This window comes from Sulfurimonas limnophila (assembly GCF_059705345.1).
In genome coordinates this window covers 1,360,000-1,384,421 of sequence record NZ_AP046127.1, presented here as the reverse complement: position 1 = coordinate 1,384,421, position 24,422 = coordinate 1,360,000, and the positions used below count along the sequence as shown (strand labels likewise).

The window sequence follows — 24,422 nt, the reverse complement described above, 5'->3', positions numbered from 1 at the left end:
CCTTTTTAAGATGCGATTGTAACATCGCTAAGTAACTCTTCATCACATTTTGGACAATACTCATGCTCACCTGCAATATATCCATGTTTTGGACATACGGAGAAGAGCGGAGTTACCGTAATGTAAGGAAGCCTAAAGTTTGATATTACATTTTTAACTAATTTTCTACACGCTTCAGTCGAGCTTATTTTTTCTTGCATATAGAGGTGCAGAACTGTTCCGCCTGTATATTTGCACTGCAGGTCATCTTGTAGAGTTAACGCTTCAAAAGGGTCGTTTGTCAAATCAACTGGTATCTGAGATGAGTTTGTATAGTAGATATTATCGCCCATTCCAGCTTGAAGTATTGAGTCGCCATAACGCTTTTTATCCTCTTTTGCAAATCTATAAGTTGTTCCCTCAGCAGGAGTTGCTTCAAGATTGTAAAGGTTTCCTGTTTCTTCTTGAAACTCAACCATTCTAGCTCTAATATACTCTAAAATCTCAATAGCAAAATCTTCGCCTCTTTTATCACTGATATCGTAAGCATCACTTGTAAAGTTTCTAATCATCTCATTGATACCATTTACACCGATAGTTGAGAAGTGGTTTCTAAATCCTGGCAGATAACGTTTAGTATATGGGTAAAGCCCTCTATCATACATCTCTTGGATAAATACTCTCTTTTTCTCTAGTGTAACTTTTGCATGTTCCATTAATTGATCAAGACGAGTATAAAGAGCCTCTTTGCTTCCTTTGTGTAAAAAGCCAAGTCTTGCCATATTTATAGTAACAACACCGATGCTTCCAGTCATCTCAGCACTTCCAAAAAGCCCACCGCCACGCTTTAGTAGCTCACGTAAATCAAGTTGTAGCCTACAACACATACTTCTTACATGTCCTGGTTTGTAAGCCTCTTCGTTTGGAACTAAATCTCCATTTGCATCTCTTTTGTATTGAGAGCCAATGAAGTTTTGAAAATATGATGAACCGATTTTTGCAGTATTTTCAAAAAGTACATCTGTATTTTCTCCATACCAATCAAAATCCTCTGTAATGTTAACAGTTGGGATAGGGAATGTGAATGGTTGTCCCGTTAAATCTCCCTCAGTCATGATTTCATAGTAAGCTCTATTTATCTGGTTCATTTCTGGCTGGAAATTTTTGTATGTCATCTCTTGAAGTGACTTGACACCTCTTTGTAATGCTATTTCTTCTAGTTCACTATCTAACATACCTTTGAAAAGGTGTAGTTGTTTAGATGTTGGAATCTGGTCTTGTAAGTCAGAAGGTACAGTCCAGTCAATAGTAATGTTAGTAAATGGTGACTGACCCCAACGTGCTGGCACATTTAAGTTATAAATAAAGCTTCTGATAGCTTTTTTTACTTCGTTATATGGAAGCTTGTCTTTAAATACATAAGGCGCTAAATAAGTATCAAACGAGCTAAATGCTTGTGCTCCAGCCCATTCACTTTGGAGTATGCCCAAGAAGTTGGCCATCTGTCCAAGTGCTTCGCGGAAATGTCTTGGAGCATCACTCTCAACTCTGCCTCTTACTCCGTTAAAACCCTCATCAAGCAAAACACGCAGAGACCAACCAGCACAATATCCAGTTAAACAATCTAAGTCGTGGATATGATAGTCGCCATTACGGTGAGCATAACCCTCTTCTTTGGAGTAGATTTTATCAAGCCAGTAGTTTGCTATTACTTTTCCTGCTGTATTGTTTACAAGCCCAGCATTTGAGTATCCAGTGTTTGAGTTTGCTTTTATACGCCAGTCTGTTCCAAGTATGTACTCCTCGATAGTTTGAGTAGAGTTTATATATGTTGTATCTTCGCTAAGAAGGCTGTCTCTTTGCATCTTGTGAGTGTGACGGTAAATCATAAAAGAGCGCATAACTTCAAAATATCGTGATTTATAAAGCTCTTTTTCGATTAAGTCTTGAATATCCTCAACGGCAACAACTCTTCTAGCTTTAAGCTCATCTAGGACATTGAAAAATATAGAACTATCATAGATAATATTTTGAGATTTAAACGCTTTTTTGATTGCATCTTCGATTTTAAAAGATAAAAACTCTTTATGCGTACCATCTCTTTTTAAAATATTTTCAACCATAATTTTCTCCTATCGCTTGTAAAAAAGTTTGGTAGTTTATAGGATGTGAAGTTAAAAGTATCTAATGAAAAATGTCATATTGGCGTCACTAAAAGCTCTATTAATTGCTACAAGGTATAATTGGCGGATATGAAATTTTTTTTAAAATTCTAAATTTATCAAGAAGTAGCAAAAATGCAAAAGTATCTCATAACATCAGAAAAATTTTATACGCATGATAGTGATATTTTTCATAAAACTTTGTTGCAACAGTTAAAAAAACATAAACCACAGTACGTACTTTTTCGTGACAAAACAGCTACAAACTATGAAGAGTTAGCCTCTATATTTATAACTACATGCAAAGAGGTAGCCAATGTTAAATCTTTTATACATCAAAATATCTCTTTAGCAAAGGCTCTTGGGGCAGATGGGGTTCATCTTACATCAAATCAGTTTTGCGAGATTGAGATAGCAAAGAGAGAGAACCTTGAAGTTATAATAAGTGCGCATACTCATAACGAGGTGCTAAAAGCTCAAGAATTAGGTGCTGAGGCTGTAACATACAGCCCGATATTTGCCTCTCCAGATAAAGGAGAACCTAAAGGAATCGATGATTTAGAAGAGCTTCTCTCTATGTGTCAGATAAAAATTTTTGCTCTTGGCGGGATTGTTACTAACGAACATATCGATATGATTTCAAAAACTAAAGCTTATGGTTTTGCTTCCATTAGATATTTTGCTTAAGTTTTCCCGCTAAGTAACCGCTTGAAAAGCTCCATTGCAGGTTATAACCACCACATGGGCCATCAAGGTTCATAATCTCTCCACAGAAGTAAAGCCCATCTATAACTCTGCTTTGCATTGTTTTTGGCTCTATCTCTTTTAAATCAATCCCACCCCTTGTAATCATCGCCATTTTAAAGCCATCATGACCCGTTATTGTAAGTGGTGTCCATGCTAAAAGTTTGATTAGTTTTGCTCTGCTCTCGCCTGAAATTTTTCCATACGTTAAGTTTGGCTCTATATCAGAGAGTTTACATAGTTCAGCTGATAAAGGAGCTGGAAGCAGGGTGCTGATTAGCTCTAATATAGTAACACTTTGGTTTTTTAGCACTTCATCCTTTAGATATTTTGTGAGTTGCTCCTCATTCATCCCTTTTGTAAGATTTAGCAGGATTGGTACCTCGCCATACTTATCAAGAATCGGAGTTAAATCTCTTGCAGCGTCAAGCACAACAGGACCTCTAATGCCATTTTTTGTAAAAATCAGATCTCCAAAAGCTTTTATCTTTGCATATTTTTTAATATCAACTCTAAGCTCAACTTTGGCAATTGTATCAGCACGGCAATGCTCAACCCAGCTCTCTTTGGTTTGCAGAGGCATCATAGCGGGGTGTAGTTCTGTAACTTTGTGTCCACTCTCTTTTGCCATCTCATGTCCATCGCCCTCAGCTCCAAGCGTTGGATATCCAAGTCCGCCAGTTGCAACTATGATGTTTTTTGCGTAAAAGGTTTGAGTCTCTGTTGATACTCCAACTATATTTGCATCTTTATGTAGAAGAGTTTTAACTCTTTGAGATTTCAATATTTCAACTCCAACTCTTTGCATCTCACTAAGGAGTGCCTCAATGATGGTAGATGAAGAGTGTGATGATGGAAAAACTCTAAATCCATCAGGTGCGTGAGTATCAACACCAATCTCTTTAAAAAAATCTACAAGAGACTTGTTGTCAAATAGCTTAAGAGCATCTTGCATAAAACGCCCATTCTTTCCAAACTTTTGCATAAACTCTTCATGCTCAAGTGTGTTTGTAAGGTTACATCTTCCACCGCCAGTTGCTTTTAGTTTTGCAGCAATTTGAGGTAGTTTCTCTAGCAGAAGAACTATTTTTTTATCTCTAGCGGCAGTTATGGCTGCCATTATTCCAGCAGCTCCGCCACCAATTACGATAAGGTCATATGTTTTATTATTCATGTGATATTTTAATCAAATTACTTTAAAATTTATAGGATACAATTCTTAACAAAATATATCACAAAGGTTTTAAAATGAAATTAAGCAAAATCTTATCGAGTTGTGCAGTAACCATTCTGCTTGGAGGTTCTTTATTTGCAGGAGGAGCTACTCACTGGGGCTATACAGGACATGAGGCTCCACAAAACTGGGGCGAATTGTCTCCTGAATATAGTGCATGTAAAAATGGACGCTCTCAATCACCAATCAACATCTCAAAAGATGGTGTAGTTGCAACAACAGGGCTTGAAAATATAGAGTTTAACTATAAAACAGATGCTGTTGGAGTTGTAAATAATGGGCATACAATTCAAGTTGATATAAAAGAAGGGAGTAGTATAAAGATAGATGGAACTGTTTTTAATTTAAAGCAGTTTCACTTCCACACTCCTAGTGAAAATATGATTGAGGGGAAAAGTTTTCCGCTTGAAGCTCACTTTGTACACGCTTCAAAAGATGGAGAATTAGCTGTTGTAGCTGTTATGTTTGAAGAGGGACAAGAGAATAAAATTCTTAAAAAGATTTGGAGTAAAATGCCACATAACGCTGGAACTAAGGCAGGTTGTGGACTTCAATCAGGTATGATAAATGAGATGCTTCCAAAAGATAAATCATATTTTAGATTTAATGGTTCTCTTACAACACCGCCATGTAGTGAAGGTGTTAGATGGTTTGTATTTAAAGATTATGCAACTGTATCAAAAGAGCAGGTTAAAGAGTTCTTTGATATATTTGGACATGAAAACAACAGACCAACTCAGCCACTAAACGCTAGAAAAGTAATGAAGTAATAAACAGATAACTTCTCTGCGTGAGAAGTTATTTATCAAACATGATAGAGCCTAGTCTTATCATATTTGAGCCACACTCGATAGCTAGTTCAAAATCTCCGCTCATCCCCATTGAACAGATATCTGCATCCTCTAGCTCTTTATAAATAGTATAAGTTGTATCAAAACTCTTTTTAATTACTTTTTTATCATCAGTATGTGCGCCAATGCTCATAACACCACGAAGATTTATATTTGGACACTCTTTTTTTATTTGGTTATATATTTGTACTGCATCTTCAGGCATAACACCAGATTTTGACTCCTCTTTTGCAGAGTTTATCTGTAAAAGTGCATCAAGCGTCATCTCTCTTTGCTTTAGCTTCTTTTGCAGTTCTTGTGCCAACTCTAAGGAGTCAAGAGAGTGAAATAGGGAAGGGTTGATATCCAGTAGATTATTTATCTTATTTTTTTGCAAAGTTCCAACAAAATGCCACTCAAGAGGCAACTCTTCAAGCTCATCGCTCTTAGCTCTTAAGTCTTGAACTTTGTTCTCCCCAAAGGCTCTTTGACCTATCTCGTAGAGTGCTTTTATCTCATCCGAGGTTGAATACTTACTAATTGCTACAATCTTTACTATATGCTTATCGTTAAATCTAACTCTAGCAAACTCAACTCTTCTTATAACATTATCAATGTATAATTTATACTCTTCTTTGTTCATTATCTATCCTATTAGTCTATTTATATCGTTGTAAAGTCCTAATCCCATAAGTGAGAAAAGTATCACCCAGCCAGCAATGGTTAGCTTTATCATAATAGCTTCATTAACCTCTCTTCTAAAGAGAAGTTCATATAGGTTAAACATGATATGTCCGCCATCAAGCGCAGGGATTGGTAGGAGGTTTAAAACACCGAGATTTACAGATATAAGAGCTGCAAAAAAGAGCACGCTCATCCATCCAGCTTCACTTGCATCAGAGGTTAGTTTTACTATGGATATAACACCGCCAAGTTCATTGGCAGGAACTTCCCCAAAGAGCAGTTTTTTTAGTCCGCTAAAGATTAGAGTTGAAGCAAAGATGGTCTGATTTGTTGCATAAGTTAAAGTCTCACTAACGCCTAAATCAAGCTTGTGAGTAACTCCAGCACTTCCAATTCCTATCATCTTTTTTTCAATAACTTCATTGAAAATATTTGTAGTTTGAGTGATTTTTGGAGTTAAAACTATCTGTTTTATAGCTTCGCCTCTTTGGATTTCAAGAGATAGTGAGCCATCTGAGAGCTCTATGAACTTCGCCATCTCTTCCCATGTAGCTATTTCTACGCCATTAATCGAGCGTATCGTGTCGTTTGTCTCTAAACCAGCCACAAATGCAGGAGAGTCCTCAACTACTTTTCCTATCACAGCAGAGAGGATATTTGGACCGCCTAATGCGATAACAAAGTATAGAAAAAATGCTAAAACAAAGTTTGCAAAAGGACCAGCAAGGAGGATAAATATCTTTTGTGAAGGTGTTTTTACATTGTAGCTATCGCTATCATAGCTCTTTTTTGTTGGGTCGCTATCGTCTTGACCTTTCATCCTAACATAGCCACCAAGTGGGATAAGTGCTAATCTCCACTCACTTCCCCATCTGTTAAAAGAGGCTATTTTTTTACCAAAACCGATACTAAAAACCTCTATACGAACACCCATAGCACGAGCTGCAAAGTAGTGACCTAACTCATGAAAAAATATAAGGGCGGATAGAACCGCTAAAGATACTAAAAAACTCATCTGCTTCTCTCCACTAAAAGTGCATTTCTAAATCCCCAAAGATACTCAAATCCAGAGTATAGTGTAAGCCCAACTGCAAGCCATAAAAGTTCAGTCCCAAATGGCCAGTGCATAAGTAAAAAACCAATCGCAATCATCTGCACAACAGTTTTTACTTTTCCAGCAAATGAAGCTTTTATATCAAGCCCTTCACCAAGCGCAACTGTACGGATACCTGTTATAAATAACTCACGAATGATGATGATATATATAGCCCAAGCACTCGCTTCTCCTATCATCATAAGCCCTAAGAATGCGGCGATTGTAAGCATCTTGTCAGCTAAAGGGTCAAGTATAGCTCCAAGCATTGTCATCTGATTCCACTCTCTTGCAATATAGCCATCAAAAAAATCAGTTACACTAGCTAGAACAAAAAGAAGTGAAGCTGTATAGTAACTCCATGAGATGTGAAAACCAGCGTCACTAAAAAGAGATGGCGTTAGGATTATCCAAAACATTATTGGAGCTATAAGAATACGTAGAGATGCTAGTAAATTAGGAAGATTTAACAAAAAAAGCCCTTGTTTTTTCGCGTATTTTAACCTTTTGGCTCTTAAGGTAGGCTTGACATTGTGTTTGCTACTTTGATAAGATAGATACAAATAAGCAGATAAAGAGAATAAGTGAATTTAGATGAAAAAGGGCAGTTGTTACGCTCATACACTCCTTATATAAAAGAGGCTCAGTTACTTTTTAGAGATGGTAAATATTTTGCATATATCTATCCAGATTTTGATGCTCTTAGAGAGGCAAAAATCATAAATATAAGAGAAGAGATTAGGTGGTACGGTGTTGAGCTTTATAATCTTGATGCTAATGAAGAGGATAAGATAAGAGGGTATGAAATCATAACTTCACCAATTGACTCACAACCACAAAAACAGCTCCTCGAAGATGAAATAGATGATGAGATTTATAAAACACTTAGAGAATTTCTATCAACAATTACAAAAAATAAAATATACTCATCATCTCATCTTGAGCTTGATTTAGGGCTTGATTCTCTAAACTATGTAGAGCTTTTTGTCTTTATCGAGCAGAGTTTTGGAGTAAAGATTGATGAGGCTGTATTTTCAAATATTATGAGTATGAGACTCTTGTATGATTACATAAAAAGAGAGAGTCATGATGTAAAAGTATCAATGCCAAAATGGGATGAGATACTAAAAGAGAAGATAGATGAGAAACTATACTACTCGCCGATAATCATGTCTATCTATAAGAGCGTATTGTTTCCTATTTTTAAACTCTACTTTAGACTTGAAATAAAAGGTTCACAAAATATTCCCTCTTATCCATGTATCATTGCGCCATCTCATCAAAGTATGTTGGATGGTTTTTTAATTGAGGCAACTTTACCATACGCTGTTTTAAAGAAGAGCTTTTTTCTTGCATATAAGCAGGTATTTGGAACAAAACTCTTGGGTCCAATATCAAAACATGGTCAGACTATCCTTATAGACGCAAACCAAAATCTAAAACATACTATGCAGTACTCAGCTCTGCCTATAAGAGAGGGAAATAATCTTGTTATTTTTCCAGAAGGTGCTAGGACTCGTGATAGAGAGCTCTTAGAATTTAGACCTTTCTTTGCGATGTTGTCAAAGATATTTAACATTCCTATTCTCCCCGTAACTATTGATGGAAGTTTTGAGGCACTTGGAACTGGCAAAATATTTCCAAGACCAAGAAAGATAAGAGTGACATTCTCTAAAGTGATTTTTCCACAAAATCTAAGCATAGAGCAGATAACAAAGCAAACCAAAGATAGTATTCAAGCGGAGTTATCTTTAAATGGGATGGGCAATATATGAATTTTTTAGAACTTCTAAGCAGACCTGAACTTATCGCTGCACATAGAGGGGCAAACTCTCTCGCCCCTGAGAACACTCTTAGTGCGCTTAAGAAAAGCATTGGCAGAGCTGATTTTATAGAGATAGACACTCAGCTAAGCAAAGAGGGTATTGCGATAATTATGCATGATGATACACTTCTTAGAACTACAAACGTCTCGCAACTATCCGAATTTGATTCAAAGAAGCCATATAAGGTAAGTGATTTTATGTATGATGAGCTAAAGAGACTTGATTATGGAAGTTGGTTTTATAGAGATAAAGCCCAAGCAGAGCCACTATTGACGCTACATGATGCTCTTATATTTATAAAAAAGAATAACCTATTTTTAAATCTAGAGATTAAAGATATAAGCTCTGCGTTTGGTGATAAAGAGGTTGTTGATACGGTTGTCAAGGAGATAAATGACACGCTATGCAGTGATAGAGTTTTAGTATCATCTTTTAGACATGAATATCTAAAACTGATAAAGACAAAACTTCATATCCCAACTGCTGCTTTGGTTGAAGATGCTCATCCAAAAGAGTTAATCTCATACTTAAGAGAGCTTGGAGTTGACGGATATTGTTTAAATGATGAATTGGTGCACAGAGGTAGTGTGGAGATGTTAAGAGAAGAGGGCTTTTTTGTTGGTGTATATACCGTAAATAGCGCCATTCGTTCACATGAACTATTTGAGATGGGTGTTAATTTTGTATTTAGTGACTCTCTATATAAGGATAAAATATGAACTTTGCAAAGTTCCAAGAAGCTGTTGATACACTTGAAATAGCATCAAAAATAACACAAAGTGAGCTTAAGAAGAAATATCAAAAACTATCTAAAATATATCATCCAGATATGCCTAGCGGTGATGATGAAAAGTTTAAAGAGATAAATGAGGCGTATAAGTTAGTAAGCGAGTATCTTCAAAATTTTAGGTTTAGGCTTGATGAAGAGGAGTTTTATGAACAAAACCCCTTCTTGCGAAAATCAAAAGATTGGTTTTATAGTTATTAAAACATGTTTACGATGCCGTAGTCTAGCATCTCTTCAAATTGTTCAGGTGTTAGAACTGCTTTTACTTTCTCTATACAATCAAGATGTATCTTTGTAAGTTCTGCTCTTAGTTTTGCTATCTCATCAACAGCTGGATAAAGCTCAGTAGCTTTTTTAGAGTTTAGTTTAAACGAGACCTCTTTCATCATCTCAAGTTCTAAGTTTTTAATAACAAGTGCTTTTTTTGCAGCTTTTGCCATCAGCTCATCTTTGATTTTTAAGATAGCCTCAATCTGCTCTTTTGATAGGTTTAAGTTAGCACTGGAGCTATCGTATAGCGTCATACCAACTAAATAAGGAAGATTTTTTGGCATTAAGAAGTAATCTTTTGGAAAATTTTCTTTTGTTGTAAATGGACCAGCTGGACCTGCCATTTTTTCCATCTTTACGACATCTTGGATTGGTGGTGGAAGTGTCGCATCAGCCGTTAGAGTAGAGTTAAGAACTAAAGAGCAAGATAGGATTGCTAGTGTTGTTTTTATATTTTTCATATTAGTTTCCTTTTGATTTATATAGCTAGCCATTATACAGTGCTATATAAAATGAAAACTTAATACCTTATGCTTTAGTTATCAACTCTATGGCTTTTTTTACGCAAGAATCAAGTGATTGTGTGTCTGCAACCACTGGAGTTATGTATGAAGGAAAGTATTTTTCAGTTGTGTGCCCGATAGATACTGCTTTGTAGCTCTCATCCCAAATGGCATTTTTCAGAAAACACTCTATTGTTGAAGGAGAAGAGAAAATTATTACAGAGTTTTTTGGAAGTTTTATCTTCTTTTTAAAGTTGATACATACTGTCTGATAAACCACTGCATCATCGCAGATAATCTCATTATTATTTAGGGTCTCTACTAAGTTGGAGACAACTTTTGAGCCTCTTATATAGAGCACTTTTTTGTTTTTTAAAAGAGGGATGAGTTCATCTGCAAACTCATCTCCATGTTTTTCTTTGCTTACAAACTTTATTTTGCCACCTAGATTACTTGCAACTTTTGCCGTTTGAGGAGCTATAACATAAAGAGGTTTACTCTTCCACTCTTGATTATATGAGTTTAGTGAATTTACGGCACTCTTTGACGTAAAAATAAGTGCGTCATATGATGAGATGTCAAAAGATGTATTTATGCTCTCTATCTTGATTACAGGGAGGTTTTTAGCCCACTTTACTTTTTTGTCATTTAGTACATATATATTTAAAGATCTGTTTTTTATATTTTGTACAAATGAGCCTATAACTCTTTTTATTTTTGAGAATAAGCTATTTTTACTGTTTAGGACTAAAGATTTGTTCTCATCTACAAAAAAGTTTATGTTGTGTTTGCTTAGAATGTAGGTGATTTTTATGAGCTCCTCAAATATATGTTCATTTGAGTAGCTTCTATCAAGAATAAATGAGCGAGTTGGCTCATCATACTCATAGTAGATAAGATTTAAATGTTCAATTAATTTTTCAATCTTTTTCATGGATGGATGATAACATCTTGTAGGTAAATATTTTAGTTATATTTACTGAAAGGTTGTTCCGCCATCAATTACTATCGTTTGTCCTGTAAGCCATGAAGACTCTGTTCCACATAGGAAAAGACACGCACCAGTTAGGTCGGTTGCCTCACCCATACGAGAAAGAGGAGAGCGTTTTACAACCTCACTTTTAACCTCTTCATAGTTTGGAAATGCTCTTAGTGCGTCAGTATCAATTGGTCCACCACTTACTGCATTTACACGGATGCCTTTTTCGCCAAGTTCAGCAGCAGCGTAACGAACCATAGCCTCAACTGCAGCTTTGTTTGTTCCATGACCAGCGTAATTTGGAGTATATACAAGATTTCCAGTTGAACTCATGCTGATGATACTTCCACCACCAACTAGCTCCATTCTCTTAGCTGCTTCTTGCGCACCAACAACAAACGCATCAACTGTTGCTGTATATATATTGTTTAACCCTTTTGGTTTTAGTCTCATAAATGGGCCAAATCCGCCAACAACAGCGCGTCCAGAGATGATAGCATTTGAGATAAAGAAGTCTAATCTATCAAAATCCTTATCAAACTCTGCATAAACATCTCTATATGTATCAGGCTCTAAAATATCAAGCTTGTAAGCTCTAACTTTTACACCAAATTTTGATTCAACATCAGTAATTATCTCATCCGCAGTTTCTGCTTTTGTTGCATAAGTAAAAGCTACATTACACCCTTTTTGAGCAAATGCATATACGATTGCTTTACCAATTCCACGAGTTCCGCCACTTACAAATAGAGTTTTGCCTTGCATATTTTTTCCTGTCATTTTTATAATCCCTTAATTTCGTAATTTTTCATAACTGATTCTAATTTTTTCATATTTTCAACGCTTGGAGCCACTAAAGGAAGTCTATACTCAAGCGTATCTATAAGTCCTGCTATATACATTGCAGCTTTTATCATGATTGGATTTGACTCTAAAAATAGAGCTTTGTTTATAGGAAAAAGCATATCATTTATAGCTTTTGAGCCAGTAAAATCACCACTTAGGGCTTTTTTTACCAACTCACTTTTTAAATCAGGAAGAAGGTTTGAAGTAACAGAGGTGATTCCAGCACCACCATTTGCAAGGATAGGATAGTCAATCGCATCATCACCGCTAAATACTTTAAGCTCAGGTCTGCGAGAGAGAAGTTCAACTGTACGCTCTAGGCTTCCAGTTGCCTCTTTTATACCGTATATATTTTTAACATCATCAAATAGTCTTATAACCGTATCTGCACTTATATCTACAACAGTTCTTCCTGGAACATTATAGAGCATAAATGGGAGCTCTGGCACTGAAGAAGCGATAGCTTTATAGTGTTGGTAGAGTCCCTCTTGAGATGGTTTTACATAGTAAGGCGCTACTGAGAAAATCGCATCAACTCCACATTTTTGAGCTGTTAGGGCTGCTTCTATCGCTTCAGAAGTTGAGTTGCTACCAGCCCCTGCCAAAACTTTAGTAGCAGTGCCACGACATACTTCAACAGCTATCTCGATACATCTTTTATCTTCAGCATAGCTAAGTGTAGCACTCTCCCCAGTTGTTCCAACTGGACAGACGGCATTTATGCCATTTTTTATCTGCCTTTTGATGAGATTTGCGTATGCACTCTCATCTAGTTTTCCATTTTTAAAGGGGGTAATTAGCGCAGTAGTTGAACCAGTTACAATATCCATTTAGTTACCTTTTTTTAAAATAAGTGTTGTTGATTTGTCAAAGTTGAAGTATTTGTTTGCAACTTCTTGAATTTTCTCTTGAGTAATCTTCTCAATGTTCTCTTCATAACTCAAAAGTGGCGTTAAATCGCCTCTTACAAGATAGCTTCCAAATAGATTTGCAACAGATGTTGAGCTCTCTAGTGAGTATATAAAGTCAGCTTTTGTATTGATTTTTACTTTTTCTATCTCTTTTGTGTCAACTTTTTCATTTTTGATAAGTTCTATTTGAGCAAGTAACTCTTTTTCTACATCCTCAGCTTTGACATCAGGATTACATGTTGCTAAAAAGATGAAAAGACCTGGGTCGATATTTTCCATATTGTAAGCATATATGCTATTTACAAGCTCTTTTTCTTCGATAAGATCTTTGTATAGTCTCGAACTTTTGCCAGAGTATAGTATCTCTGAAATCATGCTAAGAACAATTTGGTCTTCATGTTTAAAGTTTGGAATGTGAAAAGTTAAAGCCAACATCTCAACTTCACTCTCTTTGTGGATAATTACTCTTTTTGCGCCATTTTGTTCAGGCTCTACAAACTTAAATTCTGGTAATTTTGCATTGTTTAAAATATTGTCAAATTTTTTCTTTGCAGCTTTAAATACCTCTTTAGGCTCAACATCGCCAGTTACCATCAAGATAGCATTGCTTGGTTGATAGTAAGTTTTGTGAAAATCTTTTATATCATCGATACTCCAAGTTTTAATATCGTTCATAAATCCAATCGGAGTCCAGTGGTAAGGGTGGTAAACGTAAGCGTTGTTAAAAAGAGCAAAGTATAAATATCCCATCGGAGAGTTTTCTGTTCTCCAGCGTCTCTCCTCAGCAACTACATCACGCTCTGGCTGAAACTCTTTGTCTTTTAGAAGAAGATTTTGCATAAGCTCTGCATAGAGTTCAAGTGATTTATCCAAATTTTGTGTGCTTGATTTTATGTAGTAGTGAGTATAGTCAAAGCTAGTTGATGCGTTATTTAAGCCTCCTATGCTCTTTACCTCTTTGTCAAACTCTCCAGCTGAGAGATTTTTGGTTGATTTGAAGTTCATGTGTTCAAGCATATGGGCGATACCTGTTTTGCCCATTACTTCATTTCTGCTTCCAACTTTGTAAAAAATATCAGTACTGATAACGTTAGTAGAGTTTTTAAGTGGAATAACCACAATCTGGAGTCCATTTTTTAGAGTTTTTGTTTCGTATTTTGGTAGTGATGATGCCATTAAAGTTCCTAAAATAAGTGTGAGTGCTATGATTATTTTCATATTATTTTCTATTAGCACCTATTGCCTCTGTGATATTTGAATATCCATCAGCTTTTATAAGCTCTGTAAGCTCGTTGTTTATATTTTTTATCAAATCAGGACCGCCAAAAATAAGCCCACTGTATATCTGAACAAGAGAAGCTCCAGCTTTTATACGTCTGTAAGCTTCTTTAGCAGATGAGATGCCACCAACAGAGATAAGAGTTGTTTTGCCATAAAGCTCTTGTGCAATTGCATCAAATATCTCAAAACTCTTCTCTTTAAGAACTTCCCCACTTAACCCGCCAATACTCTTTGGTGCTTTAACCAAAGAGTAATCAACAGTAGTGTTTGTTGCAATGATGCCATCAGCACCCTGCTCAACAGCTAGTTTTGTGAGTGCAACAGCATCTTCTTTGCTCATATCTGGCGCTATTTTTAACAAAATAGGCTTTGAAGTTATAGCTTTTGCCTCTTTAAAAAGCTTTGTTATAAACTCCTCATTTTGCAAATCACGAAGTCCTGGAGTGTTTGGAGAGGAGATGTTAATTACCAGATAATCCCCTAATTCATGGAGTGCTTTTATAAGAGTTGTGTAGTCATCAATGGCTTGTGCATCTGGAGTTAGCTTGTTTTTTCCAATATTTATACCAATAGGAGTAGTAAATGGAAATCTATTTTTTAACCTCTTTTGTGCGCTTAAAAGCCCCTCGTTGTTAAAGCCCATGGCATTTTGAATGCTTTGCTCCTCAATATGACGGAACATTCTAGGTTTTGGATTTCCAGCTTGAGCTTTTGGTGTTATAGTTCCAACCTCAGTAAAGCCAAAACCTAAAATCTGCATACCTCGAATCATAGTTGCATTTTTATCAAAACCAGCACCAAGTCCGATTGGGTTTAAAAATGTACGACCAAAAAGTTCCTGTTTTAAAATAGGGTTTGTTATAAAGTGAGACTCTAAAAACGTGTTAAATGGTACTTGACAAATGTTTGGTACTCTAAGAACTGTCTCTGCTAACATATGAGCGTTCTCAGGCTCAAGCTTAAATAGCCAAGGTTTTATGCTTTGATAATCTATCATTTTTTTTGCCTCTTCACCTTTTGTAAAAATTTAGTGATTATACAAAAAAAATGTAAAGAGTTTGGTTAGCCCGTTTTTGATTTGATATCTACACTACAAAATGAGTCAATATTCTTGATATGCTCGATAAGAGAGGAGAGCGTTCACTACTAGGTTTTGTTATAGGTGGTTAATCTATATCTTCAAATCTAAGACAAAGTACATCTACTATTTTTTTCTTAGTGATATAATTATCAATAGAAGTTAACTTTTTAATTAATCTATTTTTTGAAATAGTTCTAATTTGTTGGCACAATAATATTGATGGCTTTTCAAGTTCATTTTGCAACAATAGTTCATTTGGGTATATTTTTCTACCATTTTTTAAAGAAGTTATTGGAATGATTGTGACTACATCAAGTAAGTTCTCATAATTGTTTGAGATTATTAAAACTGGTCTTTTCCCAAATTGTTCTCTACCAACAGTTGGATTTAAATCAGCTAGATATACATCGTATTGATTCATTTAATATTCTCAAAATCTGAGTATTGAAATTCATCTTCAATACTTTTCATATCTTGAATATATAATTTATCTTTTGAAGCTTCTATCATAGTTTTTTTATATTGCTCTTTTTTTTGTTTTTCTATCAAAAGCTGTAAAGCATTTGATACCAATTCAGAAAATGATTGATACTTCTCCATAATATGATTTAGCTCTAAATTATGAAATAAATCATCTTTAATTGCTACTGTTTTTCTTACCATTGTTAAGCCCCTTACTATAGTAATATTTAATTCATACTTTTATCATACTATAATAATCTAAGAGTTTGTTTAAATTTAAGATTTATAAATATAGTCCTATAACGTTTAAAATGAGCCAATAAATTGCCCGTAGGGTAATTTATTGGCTCCACTAATTTGTTAGACATTTTGATATTTTTCTTATTTTTCATTTTTTAAAATTTCAACCATTGTATCTATATTATTTTTATTGGCAATCATTAATGGAGTATTCCCATCATTATTTTTTAACTTAGTATCTGCTCCACTTTTTAGCAGGAGTTCACCTATTTTTGGATAATTTTCGAAATTTTCTTTAAGTCTTTTTACTTGTTCTTGTGCTTTCACATAAGTATCAGGAAATCGTTTGATATATTCTTTTTTTTCTATATATGTTTGGATGTTTTTCAAGTTTTTTTCTACAATTCCCATTGCCATTAGATGTAGTATAGTATTACCATCTTTATTTTGAAAATTTACATTATATTTATTACTAATTAAAAACTGTACAACTTCAATATTTAAATTTTTTATAGCAAGTTGTAATGATTGAAATCCTATATCTTTATCTATTTTTGCACCATTATCAATGAGCTTTTGTGCAGAATACATTTTCCTTCTTAATAATGCTTCCTGAATAGGTGTTTCTTTCATAGATAGCTTAGTTGGAAAATTGACATCAGCCCCATTGTCTATTAAAAATTGAATCATTTTAATATCATCATTTTTTATTGCATAAAATATGGAAGGACTATATAAACAAGAGGGTTTTGTGATATTGTCAATATATGGTAAAAAAGATTTTAAAATTTTAATATCACCTATACTTATTGCATAATTAAAAGCAAAATCTACATTGGTATATGTTTTATATTTTTGTTCTCTTTTTAAGCAAGGACTTACGCCATTTTTTAAAAGTTCATTGATTTTTTTGTAGTCTTTTGAATCTATTGCTTTAAATATTTCAAGTTCATTGCTAGGTGAATTTGTATTGTTTTGTGCATATCCATTTGAAAATATAAAAAACATGAAGAGAAATGCTTTTATAAATAAAGTAAATTGGTTTTTCAAGTTTAATCCTTTTGTGAGTCTAACGATTGACTTTAGCCAATAAATGACCGTTAGGGCATTTATTGGTTACAAAGTTTTGTTATATCTTTTTATTTTTACACCTTAAAAGTGGAGATTCATTCACAAGGGTGTAACTTTACTGGGGCTGATGTGAACCTGTTTTATTTTATAAACAAACTCTGGCTCATACTTATTGATGTATTGCATAGCCTTGTCCCAAAGAGGGTTTGTTCGGTTATTAAGGTCTTTTGCAAGAGCCTTTATCTCTTGTTGTCACTTGTGGTGCATCGTCACGAAAATAGTTCTTGTTGCTTCGGTTTTTCTTGTAGCTCACGCCTGTTATCTTGAATTCCGTTGCCGCCACATTCTTTGACTTTTGTTGCTCAATGTCTCTGTGTGCGGTTTCCCAAGTTATGGCTCGTACCATCAAGTCATATTCGCGTTCATTAAATTTTCCATTAATGGTGTATGTGGCTTTCGAGGGGTACCGTGGCTCTATTTTTCTCTTATACAGACTACCTTCGACAAATCGGAAATGTAAATTATCCGAGGACTTCTGATAAGGGTCGCAGTCGACAATGTCTACCCAATGCCCTTTAGCTTGAATAAGATATTTTTTCGTAAAGAGAACTGCAAAGGACTCTTCAGTATTGGCATAGCTAAGGTATTTTTTAAGTAATTTTTCGTCCATAAGTTAAAATTGTTCCTTAATTTATATATGTTGCATAACGATTGAATATAGCCAATAAGTTGCCGTAAGGTAACTTATTGGCTACTATATTTTGTTGTATCTTTTAGTAGGTTTGCACCCCGAATTTTAATAACATTTTCGGTAAAACATCGTCAAGGTTAAATACTTCTACATCTGTCAGTTCTATTAATTTAAAATCATATTTTTTGTAAATAGCTTTTTTAGCTTCTTTTCTTGCCATATATTTAGGGTCATTTTCTAATCCCCAAAATTCTATATAAATTTTTCCTGTAGGGATATAAAAATCACAATACACCTCTTCTTCTATTGGTAGTTTTCTTTCATAGGCATGTACAATTTCAGCCATATAAAGCCAATTATCAATAAGCATCTCTGCTTTACTTCTAACCATATGACCATCTGTAGCTCTATGTTTTGCTATAAACTTTTCTCTAAAGTTTGAATCTTGAGAATCATCAATCTTTTGCTGTGTACTTTCGCCGGCTTCACCCTTGACTTCTTGAATAATAGACGAAAAAGCACTATTTGTAAAAATTGATTCATCCCATTCAACATAAGGTATTCCATTCTGATTATTCTCTTTTTGAATACCTCTATTCTTACTTCCTAGAATGGTTATCGTCCAACCTTTTAAATATTTTTCAATAAATCCTATCTCAGATAAAATTAAATTGATTTTTCTAGCTGAAAGGTTATATTTAGCTGCTATTTTTGTTGAAGAAAAAAACTCTTTTCCTTGCGTAATTAATTTATTTGGAATTTCTATATTCTCATCCCAAGCAATATATTCTCCGAATTTTGCATGATTTTTTAATGCACCACTGTTTTGTACGCCTAACTCAGTTAATTTATATCCATCTTCATTTTTTATAATGTACTTAGCTGATAATAGAAGTTCATCAAGTTGGTGTTTGCTGATAGATAGTTTTTTTGCTAGAGCTGAAGTAGAAATTAATTTTGAGCTTGACATTTTTCCCTCTTATTTTGAATTTGTTTGTTTTAGATACAACTATTTAATCAAACACATTATATACATAGCAACTTAAAAAAACAAAAATAACTTACATGTTAAATGTGTGTTAATTATTAAAATTTGATGAAAAATATGATAAATTTCAATATTTTTTAACTTTAAGAGAAAAAATACATATTATTCTTAAATATTTAGTGTGTGTTAAATGTCATATAGAGAGATAACATACAAAAGTGTTTGTTAATTGTTGAAAAAAACTACATAACAAACACGATGTAGCTTAAACAAGGTTAGAGTCATTAGTCCATTAGATTTTAATTAGTACTTTATGCTCTTGTGTGCGAGGGCTAACATTTGTGTGTCTCCTGAGCTGTCGCCATAGGCGTAGATTGTCTCATACTCATCAAGATTTAGATACTCTTTGATGCGTTTTGCTTTCTCTTCTCCATGGCAATTTGGGGTTAAAAATTTACCGCTAAATTTTCCGTCTTCAAACTTTAGTTCAGTAGATAGAAGCTCAATGCCGTTTTTATTGCACCATGGCTCCAGCCAACATCTCATGGAAGCAGAAACTATGATTACTCTTGAGTTGCCTTCTTGGTGTTGCTCAAGGACTTTCATCCTCGCTTCATCTATTATCGCATCGAGTCTATATAGGGAGAAGTTTTTTGCTTTTGCGCGAAAAAGAGCCTCATCCATACCTTTGAAAAATATAGCAAAAAGACGCTCTTTTGCTATTGAGTTATCTATTATTCTAAGTTTCCAAAGAGCTAAATCAGGGATAAATTTGAGCATATTTAGAGTGTATCTCTTTTTGCCAACGCTATATTTTAAAAACTCATCCAAAGAGTCTTTTGTGCTAAGTGTTCCATCAAAATCAAATAGGGCTAGATTCAATTAAAGTACCTCTCTTTAAAGTAGCATTTCCCGATGGGAAGCCATTGTGGAATGTTATAAAAGTGTTCATTTTGATACTCAAGATACTCTTTTTTATACTCATTATAGTTAAAATTCTTGCATGTTGCTGTGTAAAAAGTTGCACCGCTTAGCTCAAAACTGCTCTGCTCAAATGAGGAGCATACGCTTTGTAGTTGCTTCTCATTTATAGCATTTTTGTTAAAGATAGCAATGTCTTTACTCTGAAGCGTTCTTATATCTAAGAGCTTATCATCCATTCGACCATATTTTGAGTTGTTAAAGATAACATTTATCTCTCTTTTGCAGTAGTGTGAGAGCAGAGATGCAGTTGAATAACCAAGCGTAAAAATTCTCTCATTATCAAACTCTTCAAGTTTCTCGCAGAGTGCCTCTGGCTGGGTATACATAATAATGTCTGAGTATTTTTTATGCTCACGAAGAAGTGATGTCGGAATATTTAAAATAGTTATCAAGATTAGGATATGAACAGCGCTAAAGATAGCGTTATAACGGAAAAGTTTTTTTAGATAACTCTCATCCATAAAAGCAAAGAGCAGAAATATATATGGCACAAATATCAAAAACCAGTGAAGACCTATTTTATTTTTTAAAGAGACTGTCAAAAAGATAAAAAATCCAACACTTAAAATCGATACAAGAAGCTTTAGTAGAGTGTTTTTACTAAAAGTCGTTTTATATAAAAAGTACAATCCCCAAGGTGTAAAAATATATAAAATTAGTCCAAAATAGCCTAAAACAGTTCCAATGTTATAACCATTATTCTCTGTTCTTGCAAAGAAGTTAAAGAGGATATTGTTCCAGCAGCTATTATAGTTAAAGTAGAGGTTTTGAGCGATAAAAAGAGAGACAATAAAAGCAACGATAGAGACGCTCTTTATCGCACGGCGTCCATAGATATAAAAAGAGAAAATGAGCAGAGAAAACATCAAAAAAACAGCAAAATATTTACTTAAAAAGGCAGATCCCAAAAAGAGCCCAGCAAAGATGGCGTAAGATAGCTTCTCTTTTTGTAGAGAGTACAAAAACATAAGAGTTCCAAGTGCGCTAAAGAAGAGAAGTGATACATCATTTGTCATAAGCAGAAGTAACACATCAATAGGAGAAGCTAAAAAGATAAATGAAACTAAGAGAGCTTTATCTTTTTGTATCTGATAGAGCAGGGCTATTTTATAGATAACATAAGCAGTTACAAAAGTTGTAGCAACTGAAAAAAGCCTAAAGAAGATATGCGAATCACTAAAAAAACTCATCAGATATATTACCCAGCCAACCATGGGAGGATGGTCATAGTAGCCAAAATCCAAGTGATTTGCCCACTTTATAAAGTAGGCTTCATCGCCAGTTAAAGGTAGTAAAACAAGTATCGCTATCTTAAAGACAAAGATACCAAAGAGCCAAATAGCCTCTTTTTGATAACCTTTAATCATATGCTCATTTTCTTAAAAATAGACTCTGGTATATGTTTGATAACTAACATAATAAACATCCAGATGGTTTTTGTATAGAGTATGTTTCTTCCACGCTGTTGAGCGTTAAATATATCCTCTGCAACCTCTTGTGGCTGTGCTGTAAGATTTTGAGGCAAGTCGAGTGACTCGGTCATTTTAGTATTTACAAAGCCAGGTTTTACGCTTAAAACACTAACACCACTCTCATAGAGTCTATTTCTTAGACCACTTAAGTACGCAGAAAAACCAGCTTTAGCACTTCCATAGATATAGTTTGCTTTTCTGCCACGATCTCCTGCGACAGAGCTGACACCAACTATAAACCCGCGTCTCTCTTTTTCAAAATCATTTGCTACTATGTTTAAGATACTAAGCGCACCTGTATAGTTTACATTTATGGTTTGTAGAGTTTTGCTCCAATCTTTTTGAGCTACTTTTTGCTCACACATAAAACCAGCAACAACTATAACTCCAAGCGGTCTCTCGCTGAGTGAGGTGTAAAACTCTTCATGTGTATCAAAGGCAGTTATATCAAACTCAACCAATTTTACTTCCACACCGCTTCTTATCTCAATATCTTGTTTTAAATCCGCAAGAGATTCAGACTCTCTTGATGCCAAGTAGAGGTTGTAGCCATTTTTTGCATATACACGTGCCACCTCTTTTGCTATATCGCTTTTCGCTCCGATTATTAAAACATAACTCATATTTGAACCCTTTTTGATTGCAGTGAATTTAATTTTTTATCCATTTTATGCTCTTTTCTAAATGCTCTAAATTTCTCTATTTGAGGATAGCCCTTCTCAAATGTCTCTTTGCTTACTCGCACATCTTTTGTTAGATAAATTCTTCCGCCATACTTTAAAACAACCTCATCAAGCGTATCTAAAAGCTCAAAGAGTCCACTCTCTATCTTAAAGTCAAGGGCTAAAGAGTAGCCTTCAAGAGGAAATGAGAGGTAGTTTTTATTCTCTTTGCCGTATAGCTTTAAAACAGCCAAAAACGACCCTTTGCCTGAAGCAGAAATCTTTGTAAGAATCTCTTTTAATCCTTCATAACTCTGCTCTTTAGGAAGGATAAACTGATACTGCGTAAATCCGCCTCTTCCATAGATTTTGTTCCAATCTCCAATGGCGTCAAGAGGATAAAAAAATGTATCGATATCTACTTTTTGCTTTGAGATACCATCTTTTGCTTTTGCGTAGTAGAGATAGTTAAACGCCTTTACGCTTAGAGTGTTTAGCGCAAATGATGGGAAATTAAATGGAATGGTTAGCTTCTTTTTGCTTTTGTACTCCAAGTTGCCATCATCTGCAAAATCTCCAACCATTAAGAGACATTTTCCGATATCTTCATCCTTTGCCAAACAGTCTATCCAAGCCACAGAATAGGGCTTTTCTTTATGTGCTTCAAACGCTTCAAAGGTCTCTTTTAAGTTTTTTGTTTTAATGGTTGTTTGGTTTATATTTTTAGAGTTTATCTTCTTTAGTGATATTTTTGCACGTAGGATTACACCAGTTAAGCCCATACCGCCACATGTAGCTAAAAACAGCTCATCACCTTTTTTACAGCTCTTAATATCGCCATCAACACCCATGATAGTAAACTCTTCAACACACTCGCTAAAACACCCCTCAACGTGGTGATTTTTGCCATGTACATCACTTGCAATTGCTCCGCCAAGAGTTATGAGTTTTGTGCCAGGGGTTACTTTTAAAAACCATCCACGACTGACAAAAGCTTCTAGTATTTCGCTAAGAAGTACCCCTGCTTGAGCCTCTAGTATCCCTTTGTCTTCATCAAAAGATAAAAAGTTGTTGTATGGTTTTGCGTAGAGGAGATTATCGTTTAGTGCGCTATCTCCATAGCTTCTGCCATTTCCATAAGGTATAAACTCATCTGTTGTCTCGATATATGAAGATAGACTCTTATCATCCCTTAGTGCAAAGATTTTGTTTTGTATATTTGGAAACATTCCCCAACTAAGCAGACTCATAACTAATCCTTAAAGACAAATTTTTTATCAAGAAAATACTTGACAACGTAGCCAATACTAAGACCTATAACGGCACCTATGTATTTTGCATTTTCATTTACAAACAGAGTATCAAACCCAATCTCAAAACCCCAAAAGATAACAGTAGTAAATACTCCCATCAAAGAGTAGAGAAAAAACTTTTTACCATCATCTTTTTTACTCTTTGGTGTATGAAAAAAGATATATTTTTTATCAAGAATATACTTTAAAACCAAACCAGCAACTGTTCCGATAAACATCGCAATATAGAGCGATAAGAAGCCATCGTAGAGCATAAAACTAAGGTATTGAAAAGCTATATTTAGTGCAGTTGAGAGAACTGCAAAGAGTATATATCTAAATGCAATCATAAAAGTTTTACTACTATTAAAAAGCTAATGAGCCAGAGGGCAATAGTCAGTTTTAAAAAGGTGTCTCTTATAATTATTTTAGTTGGGCTACCGCTATCTTGTTCTACAAAAGTTATCTGCATATATCTAAGTATGCCAAGAATTACAAAAAAAGAGGTTATGTATAGGTGCTCTGTTCCTATCCTCTCTATAACCTCTGGTGATATTGTGTACTGTATGTAGCTAACGATTACAACTCCAGCCATAAGAACCATTGAGGCATTTACGAACTCAAGGTTGTAGCCATCTATGTTTTTTCTAGTCTCTTGCCCATCAAGTGATAGCAGTACATCATCTCTTCTTTTTGCAAGTGCTAAAAATATAGCAAGAAGAAAAGTCATAAGAATAATCCACATGGAGAGGTTTATGCCAGTTACAACAGAACCAGCGAAAAGTCTTAAAACAAAACCAGTAGCGATTATAAAGATGTCTAAAATAGCGATATGTTTGAGTTTTATTGAGTAGAAGATATTTAAAACAAAATAGATAAAGAGAACAATAAAAAGCTCAAAACTAAGTAAAAATGAGAGAGACAGAGATGTAAAGGATAGAAGAAAGATTAAAATCTTTGCATTTTTTAAAGAGACAGTTCCACTTGCAAGAGGGCGCTCTCTTTTAGTCGGGTGTGCTCTATCTTCATCTATATCCATAAGGTCGTTAAAGATATAGATACTACTTGCAATCAGAGAAAAAAGTACAAATGCGCCAAGGGTATTTATGTTGTCATGAGTATCTGTATATGCGAAAGAGAACAATAGAGGCATAAAAACAAAAAGATTTTTTATATATTGATGAATACGCAGCAATTTCAAGAGTTCGCTCAACTAAGACAACCTTTTTTTATGTAAATTATAGCATTTTATGAAATCTTCATCAAGGCTAGGCTTTTGTATGTTTTATAGAATTGGCTTTAAAATGTAGTATAATAAACAATCATACAGCTAAGATTTAACTTGTAAAA

Annotated in this window: 27 protein-coding genes; 5 read left to right on the top strand and 22 right to left on the bottom strand. The window is 34.5% G+C overall.

The window, feature by feature from the left end; translation table 11 throughout:
• Positions 1-5: 5 nt before the first annotated feature.
• Positions 6-2,102, bottom strand: coding sequence for a ribonucleoside triphosphate reductase (locus AC6H33_RS06960; RefSeq protein ID WP_497604163.1), 2,097 nt, complete (start codon positions 2,100-2,102; stop codon positions 6-8).
• A 174-nt stretch (positions 2,103-2,276) separates the two neighbouring features.
• Here AC6H33_RS06960 and AC6H33_RS06955 point away from each other — a divergent pair, with 174 nt between their 5' ends.
• The gene (locus tag AC6H33_RS06955; RefSeq protein WP_497604162.1) at positions 2,277-2,828 is read left to right on the top strand and encodes a thiamine phosphate synthase; all 552 of its coding nucleotides are present in this window, start codon (positions 2,277-2,279) and stop codon (positions 2,826-2,828) included.
• On the opposite strand, the gene AC6H33_RS06950 is transcribed toward AC6H33_RS06955, so the two are convergent.
• Positions 2,812-4,059, bottom strand: coding sequence for a BaiN/RdsA family NAD(P)/FAD-dependent oxidoreductase (locus AC6H33_RS06950; RefSeq protein WP_497604161.1), 1,248 nt, complete (start codon positions 4,057-4,059; stop codon positions 2,812-2,814). The two genes, AC6H33_RS06955 and AC6H33_RS06950, sit on opposite strands and share 17 nt — an antisense overlap.
• Positions 4,060-4,133: 74 nt before the next feature.
• On the opposite strand from AC6H33_RS06950, the gene AC6H33_RS06945 reads away from it, so the two are divergent.
• Positions 4,134-4,889 (top strand): carbonic anhydrase, encoded by a 756-nt coding sequence (locus AC6H33_RS06945; RefSeq protein ID WP_497604160.1) that lies wholly within the window; start codon positions 4,134-4,136, stop codon positions 4,887-4,889.
• 28 nt (positions 4,890-4,917) lie between these two features.
• Here AC6H33_RS06945 and AC6H33_RS06940 read toward each other — a convergent pair whose 3' ends face one another.
• From AC6H33_RS06940 to pgsA, 3 genes are read right to left on the bottom strand one after another with little or no spacing between them, the layout of a single operon-like run.
• On the bottom strand, positions 4,918-5,592 hold the full coding sequence (locus tag AC6H33_RS06940; RefSeq protein WP_497604159.1) for a YggS family pyridoxal phosphate-dependent enzyme: 675 nt from the start codon (positions 5,590-5,592) through the stop codon (positions 4,918-4,920).
• 3 nt (positions 5,593-5,595) lie between these two features.
• Entirely contained in the window at positions 5,596-6,648 is a 1,053-nt protein-coding gene (gene rseP / locus AC6H33_RS06935; RefSeq protein WP_497604158.1) for an RIP metalloprotease RseP, read from the bottom strand.
• Positions 6,645-7,199 carry a CDP-diacylglycerol--glycerol-3-phosphate 3-phosphatidyltransferase gene (gene pgsA / locus AC6H33_RS06930; protein WP_497604157.1) on the bottom strand — a complete coding sequence of 185 codons (555 nt, stop codon included), beginning with the start codon at positions 7,197-7,199 and terminating at the stop codon, positions 6,645-6,647. Before pgsA ends, rseP begins: the two co-directional genes overlap by 4 nt.
• A gap of 111 nt (positions 7,200-7,310) precedes the next feature.
• Between pgsA and AC6H33_RS06925 the strand changes: the two genes are divergently transcribed.
• The 3 genes from AC6H33_RS06925 to AC6H33_RS06915 are packed head-to-tail and all read left to right on the top strand — an operon-like array spanning position 7,311 to position 9,540.
• Complete coding sequence (locus tag AC6H33_RS06925; protein WP_497604156.1) at positions 7,311-8,501, top strand: 1-acyl-sn-glycerol-3-phosphate acyltransferase; 1,191 nt, start codon at positions 7,311-7,313, stop codon at positions 8,499-8,501.
• A complete protein-coding gene (locus AC6H33_RS06920; RefSeq protein WP_497604155.1) occupies positions 8,498-9,271 on the top strand; it encodes a glycerophosphodiester phosphodiesterase in 774 nt (257 codons plus the stop codon). Before AC6H33_RS06925 ends, AC6H33_RS06920 begins: the two co-directional genes overlap by 4 nt.
• Entirely contained in the window at positions 9,268-9,540 is a 273-nt protein-coding gene (locus tag AC6H33_RS06915; RefSeq protein ID WP_497604154.1) for a DnaJ domain-containing protein, read from the top strand. The genes AC6H33_RS06920 and AC6H33_RS06915 overlap by 4 nt, the downstream gene beginning before the upstream one ends.
• On the opposite strand, the gene AC6H33_RS06910 is transcribed toward AC6H33_RS06915, so the two are convergent.
• From AC6H33_RS06910 to AC6H33_RS06830, 17 genes are all read right to left on the bottom strand, one after another.
• Positions 9,537-10,070 carry a Spy/CpxP family protein refolding chaperone gene (locus tag AC6H33_RS06910; protein WP_497604153.1) on the bottom strand — a complete coding sequence of 178 codons (534 nt, stop codon included), beginning with the start codon at positions 10,068-10,070 and terminating at the stop codon, positions 9,537-9,539. The two genes, AC6H33_RS06915 and AC6H33_RS06910, sit on opposite strands and share 4 nt — an antisense overlap.
• Before the next feature lie 67 nt (positions 10,071-10,137).
• Entirely contained in the window at positions 10,138-11,046 is a 909-nt protein-coding gene (locus AC6H33_RS06905; RefSeq protein ID WP_497604152.1) for a uroporphyrinogen-III synthase, read from the bottom strand.
• Positions 11,047-11,088: 42 nt separating this feature from the next.
• Entirely contained in the window at positions 11,089-11,871 is a 783-nt protein-coding gene (locus AC6H33_RS06900) for an enoyl-ACP reductase (protein WP_497604151.1), read from the bottom strand.
• A gap of 2 nt (positions 11,872-11,873) precedes the next feature.
• Positions 11,874-12,767: a 4-hydroxy-tetrahydrodipicolinate synthase gene (gene dapA, locus AC6H33_RS06895; RefSeq protein WP_497604150.1), complete on the bottom strand. Its 894-nt coding sequence runs from the start codon at positions 12,765-12,767 to the stop codon at positions 11,874-11,876.
• Positions 12,768-14,066, bottom strand: coding sequence for a M16 family metallopeptidase (locus AC6H33_RS06890; RefSeq protein WP_497604149.1), 1,299 nt, complete (start codon positions 14,064-14,066; stop codon positions 12,768-12,770).
• A 1-nt stretch (position 14,067) separates the two neighbouring features.
• The gene (locus tag AC6H33_RS06885) at positions 14,068-15,126 is read right to left on the bottom strand and encodes a quinone-dependent dihydroorotate dehydrogenase (protein WP_497604148.1); all 1,059 of its coding nucleotides are present in this window, start codon (positions 15,124-15,126) and stop codon (positions 14,068-14,070) included.
• A 169-nt stretch (positions 15,127-15,295) separates the two neighbouring features.
• Entirely contained in the window at positions 15,296-15,631 is a 336-nt protein-coding gene (locus tag AC6H33_RS06880) for a type II toxin-antitoxin system PemK/MazF family toxin (protein WP_497604147.1), read from the bottom strand.
• A complete protein-coding gene (locus AC6H33_RS06875; protein ID WP_497604146.1) occupies positions 15,628-15,873 on the bottom strand; it encodes a hypothetical protein in 246 nt (81 codons plus the stop codon). The genes AC6H33_RS06880 and AC6H33_RS06875 overlap by 4 nt, the downstream gene beginning before the upstream one ends.
• A gap of 180 nt (positions 15,874-16,053) precedes the next feature.
• Positions 16,054-16,962, bottom strand: coding sequence for an ankyrin repeat domain-containing protein (locus AC6H33_RS06870; protein ID WP_497604145.1), 909 nt, complete (start codon positions 16,960-16,962; stop codon positions 16,054-16,056).
• A 238-nt stretch (positions 16,963-17,200) separates the two neighbouring features.
• Positions 17,201-17,653: a hypothetical protein gene (locus tag AC6H33_RS06865; protein WP_497604144.1), complete on the bottom strand. Its 453-nt coding sequence runs from the start codon at positions 17,651-17,653 to the stop codon at positions 17,201-17,203.
• A gap of 103 nt (positions 17,654-17,756) precedes the next feature.
• On the bottom strand, positions 17,757-18,644 hold the full coding sequence (locus AC6H33_RS06860; protein WP_497604143.1) for a hypothetical protein: 888 nt from the start codon (positions 18,642-18,644) through the stop codon (positions 17,757-17,759).
• A gap of 321 nt (positions 18,645-18,965) precedes the next feature.
• Positions 18,966-19,544, bottom strand: coding sequence for an HAD family hydrolase (locus tag AC6H33_RS06855; protein WP_497604142.1), 579 nt, complete (start codon positions 19,542-19,544; stop codon positions 18,966-18,968).
• A complete protein-coding gene (locus tag AC6H33_RS06850) occupies positions 19,541-21,013 on the bottom strand; it encodes an ArnT family glycosyltransferase (RefSeq protein WP_497604141.1) in 1,473 nt (490 codons plus the stop codon). The genes AC6H33_RS06855 and AC6H33_RS06850 overlap by 4 nt, the downstream gene beginning before the upstream one ends.
• Complete coding sequence (locus tag AC6H33_RS06845; RefSeq protein ID WP_497604140.1) at positions 21,010-21,741, bottom strand: SDR family oxidoreductase; 732 nt, start codon at positions 21,739-21,741, stop codon at positions 21,010-21,012. Before AC6H33_RS06845 ends, AC6H33_RS06850 begins: the two co-directional genes overlap by 4 nt.
• Positions 21,738-23,030 (bottom strand): FAD-binding protein, encoded by a 1,293-nt coding sequence (locus AC6H33_RS06840; protein ID WP_497604139.1) that lies wholly within the window; start codon positions 23,028-23,030, stop codon positions 21,738-21,740. The genes AC6H33_RS06845 and AC6H33_RS06840 overlap by 4 nt, the downstream gene beginning before the upstream one ends.
• A 2-nt stretch (positions 23,031-23,032) precedes the next feature.
• Positions 23,033-23,422: a GtrA family protein gene (locus tag AC6H33_RS06835; RefSeq protein WP_497604138.1), complete on the bottom strand. Its 390-nt coding sequence runs from the start codon at positions 23,420-23,422 to the stop codon at positions 23,033-23,035.
• Complete coding sequence (locus AC6H33_RS06830; protein WP_497604137.1) at positions 23,419-24,285, bottom strand: decaprenyl-phosphate phosphoribosyltransferase; 867 nt, start codon at positions 24,283-24,285, stop codon at positions 23,419-23,421. The genes AC6H33_RS06835 and AC6H33_RS06830 overlap by 4 nt, the downstream gene beginning before the upstream one ends.
• Between the last annotated feature and the right edge of the window lie 137 nt (positions 24,286-24,422).

What these genes read in the sequence shown, in the direction of transcription:
- AC6H33_RS06945 (WP_497604160.1), top strand. Translation starts at nt 4,134, where the DNA reads ATGAAATTAAGCAAAATCTTATCGAGTTGTGCAGTAACCATTCTGCTT.
- rseP (WP_497604158.1), bottom strand. Translation starts at nt 6,648, where the DNA reads ATGAGTTTTTTAGTATCTTTAGCGGTTCTATCCGCCCTTATATTTTTT.
- dapA (WP_497604150.1), bottom strand. Translation starts at nt 12,767, where the DNA reads ATGGATATTGTAACTGGTTCAACTACTGCGCTAATTACCCCCTTTAAA.
- AC6H33_RS06875 (WP_497604146.1), bottom strand. Translation starts at nt 15,873, where the DNA reads ATGGTAAGAAAAACAGTAGCAATTAAAGATGATTTATTTCATAATTTA.
- AC6H33_RS06845 (WP_497604140.1), bottom strand. Translation starts at nt 21,741, where the DNA reads ATGAGTTATGTTTTAATAATCGGAGCGAAAAGCGATATAGCAAAAGAG.
- AC6H33_RS06835 (WP_497604138.1), bottom strand. Translation starts at nt 23,422, where the DNA reads ATGATTGCATTTAGATATATACTCTTTGCAGTTCTCTCAACTGCACTA.
- AC6H33_RS06860 (WP_497604143.1), bottom strand. Translation starts at nt 18,644, where the DNA reads ATGTCAAGCTCAAAATTAATTTCTACTTCAGCTCTAGCAAAAAAACTA.
- AC6H33_RS06915 (WP_497604154.1), top strand. Translation starts at nt 9,268, where the DNA reads ATGAACTTTGCAAAGTTCCAAGAAGCTGTTGATACACTTGAAATAGCA.
- AC6H33_RS06955 (WP_497604162.1), top strand. Translation starts at nt 2,277, where the DNA reads ATGCAAAAGTATCTCATAACATCAGAAAAATTTTATACGCATGATAGT.
- AC6H33_RS06850 (WP_497604141.1), bottom strand. Translation starts at nt 21,013, where the DNA reads ATGATTAAAGGTTATCAAAAAGAGGCTATTTGGCTCTTTGGTATCTTT.
- AC6H33_RS06905 (WP_497604152.1), bottom strand. Translation starts at nt 11,046, where the DNA reads ATGAAAAAGATTGAAAAATTAATTGAACATTTAAATCTTATCTACTAT.
- AC6H33_RS06880 (WP_497604147.1), bottom strand. Translation starts at nt 15,631, where the DNA reads ATGAATCAATACGATGTATATCTAGCTGATTTAAATCCAACTGTTGGT.
- AC6H33_RS06960 (WP_497604163.1), bottom strand. Translation starts at nt 2,102, where the DNA reads ATGGTTGAAAATATTTTAAAAAGAGATGGTACGCATAAAGAGTTTTTA.
- AC6H33_RS06885 (WP_497604148.1), bottom strand. Translation starts at nt 15,126, where the DNA reads ATGATAGATTATCAAAGCATAAAACCTTGGCTATTTAAGCTTGAGCCT.
- AC6H33_RS06900 (WP_497604151.1), bottom strand. Translation starts at nt 11,871, where the DNA reads ATGACAGGAAAAAATATGCAAGGCAAAACTCTATTTGTAAGTGGCGGA.
- AC6H33_RS06920 (WP_497604155.1), top strand. Translation starts at nt 8,498, where the DNA reads ATGAATTTTTTAGAACTTCTAAGCAGACCTGAACTTATCGCTGCACAT.
- AC6H33_RS06910 (WP_497604153.1), bottom strand. Translation starts at nt 10,070, where the DNA reads ATGAAAAATATAAAAACAACACTAGCAATCCTATCTTGCTCTTTAGTT.
- AC6H33_RS06940 (WP_497604159.1), bottom strand. Translation starts at nt 5,592, where the DNA reads ATGAACAAAGAAGAGTATAAATTATACATTGATAATGTTATAAGAAGA.
- AC6H33_RS06865 (WP_497604144.1), bottom strand. Translation starts at nt 17,653, where the DNA reads ATGGACGAAAAATTACTTAAAAAATACCTTAGCTATGCCAATACTGAA.
- AC6H33_RS06950 (WP_497604161.1), bottom strand. Translation starts at nt 4,059, where the DNA reads ATGAATAATAAAACATATGACCTTATCGTAATTGGTGGCGGAGCTGCT.
- AC6H33_RS06890 (WP_497604149.1), bottom strand. Translation starts at nt 14,066, where the DNA reads ATGAAAATAATCATAGCACTCACACTTATTTTAGGAACTTTAATGGCA.
- AC6H33_RS06840 (WP_497604139.1), bottom strand. Translation starts at nt 23,030, where the DNA reads ATGAGTCTGCTTAGTTGGGGAATGTTTCCAAATATACAAAACAAAATC.